This is a genomic window from Kocuria sp. CPCC 205263 (assembly GCF_040981075.1).
Classification (GTDB): domain Bacteria; phylum Actinomycetota; class Actinomycetes; order Actinomycetales; family Micrococcaceae; genus Kocuria; species Kocuria rosea.
The window spans coordinates 1-1758 of sequence record NZ_JAVKPV010000030.1; the positions used below are offsets into that span (position 1 = coordinate 1).

General features: G+C 69.6%; 2 protein-coding genes. One reads left to right on the forward strand and one right to left on the reverse strand.

The window, feature by feature from the left end; all coding sequences use genetic code 11:
• Positions 1-161: 161 nt before the first annotated feature.
• Positions 162-542: a hypothetical protein gene (locus tag RF647_RS18945; protein WP_368813085.1), complete on the reverse strand. Its 381-nt coding sequence runs from the start codon at positions 540-542 to the stop codon at positions 162-164.
• Positions 543-1228: 686 nt separating this feature from the next.
• Here RF647_RS18945 and RF647_RS18950 point away from each other — a divergent pair.
• Positions 1229-1758: FAD-dependent oxidoreductase (locus RF647_RS18950; protein WP_368813086.1), on the forward strand; the 530-nt coding region annotated here is incomplete at its 3' end.

Consider the following 1758-nt stretch of genomic DNA (forward strand, 5'->3'; position numbering starts at 1 on the left):
CGCGGTGGAGCACGAACGCCGTGACCGGCTCGTAGACGCGCGGCGGGAGGTTGTCATCGAGCGGCACGGCGGGCACCCCAGCGGATCCGGCTCGATGACCGTCAGTTGGGCCCTACCCGGGGGGGTGTTGAAGATGCGGGAGTCGCGCGGGCCGTTGTCCATCACGAAGCCGCCGTCCTGCCGAATGCGCTCGTTGTAGTCCTCGCACCCGACGACCACCCGGAGGATGTGCTCGCGGATGGTGTTGTCGTCGCCTTCGAAGGCCTCCCAGTCGCGTGGACCTTGTCGCCGAGCGCGGCACGGGCGAGGCGGCTGATGACAGCGACCTCCGACAGCAGGTTCTCGCTGACCGGCTGCACCGAGCCACGCGGGAGGTGGACGGCGCAGACCGTGTCCTCCACGGACACGACCTGCTCGCCCGTGGCCTGCCTGTCGATCTCCGTGCGCCCCAGGACGGACAGGATGATCGCCTCCTCGCCCACCACGGTGTGGGAGCGGTTGAGCTTCGTGGAGATCTGGACGTTCACCTCCAGGTTCTCCATGGCGGTCTCCGTCACCTCGGTGTCCGACGGTGCCGGGGGCGGCCCTCTCGGTCTCGAGCACCCGCCGGGACACCGCCTGCAGCAGGGCCATGTCCCCGCCCGCACGGATCTGCAGGAACTGGTCCGCCAGCTCCGTGCCCCTCCCGAGGACTCGTGGCACATGTCCGAGCAGTCGGGGAGGTTGTTGGTGCCGAACCCGCGCACGAACAGCTGATGCAGTCGAAGCCGCTCTTCTGCTTCATGCTCAGCAGGGTCCGCCCGGCACGCACGACGCCCATCCGGTCGAGCGCCGGCTCCATGGAGTGGTAGACGGCCGGCCGGCAGGCCGCCCAGCTCTTGGGCGGATGGACCTCCAGGTCGTCCTCCCCGACCTCGCGCACCCGAGGGGCGAAGAGATCAGCGGACGAGCTGTCCATTCCGTTATGTGCAACTCGGGTCATAGTGCGCAACATTTTTCGAGCGGCCGAGCCGAGATGTCAAGGAATCCGCCGCCCGCAGGGCGATATGCAGCATGGAGGCGACGGGCGCACCGACATCGCCTCAAAATGCTTGACAAGCCGAAGTGGCGCACCTCACCCTGGTGAGCACATTACGAATCAAGTTGCGTATTGCGCTCCTGCCGGTCCGGCGGCTCCGCGTCGTGGTTCCGGGTCATCCGTTGTCTGTCTCCTGAAAGGGGTCCCTTCATGGAGTCCCTCGCCATTGTCGGAGCGTCGCTGGCGGGCCTGTCGGCCGCCCGGGCCGCGCGCAACCTCGGGTTCGCCGGGCGGCTGGTGATCATCGGTGATGATCCCGCCCGCCCCTACGACCGGCCCCCGCTGTCCAAGGACTTCCTCGCCGGGCGGATCGAGGCCGCCGACCTGGCCCTGGAGACCGACACCGACGCCCTGGGCGCGGAGTGGATCCTCGGGACCCCGGCGGTGTCCTTCGACCCGGCCACCCGCATGGTGCACCTGGCCGACGGGACCACCGTGCACGCACCGGCCCTGGTGATCGCCACCGGCGCCTCGCCCCGGACCCTGCCCCCGATCGCGGCCGCGGACAACGTGGTGAGCCTGCGCACCGTCGACGACGCGCAGAAGCTGCGCGAGCTCGTTCGCCGCGGCGGGCGGATGGTGGTCGTCGGCGCCGGGTTCATCGGCGCCGAGGTCGCCTCCACCGCCCACGCCCTCGGTCTGGACGTCACGGTGCTGGAGAAGTCCCCCATCCCCCTCTG

Excerpts from the sequence above, each read along its gene's own strand:
- RF647_RS18945 (WP_368813085.1), bottom strand. The coding sequence starts at position 542 with ATGGAGAACCTGGAGGTGAACGTCCAGATCTCCACGAAGCTCAACCGC.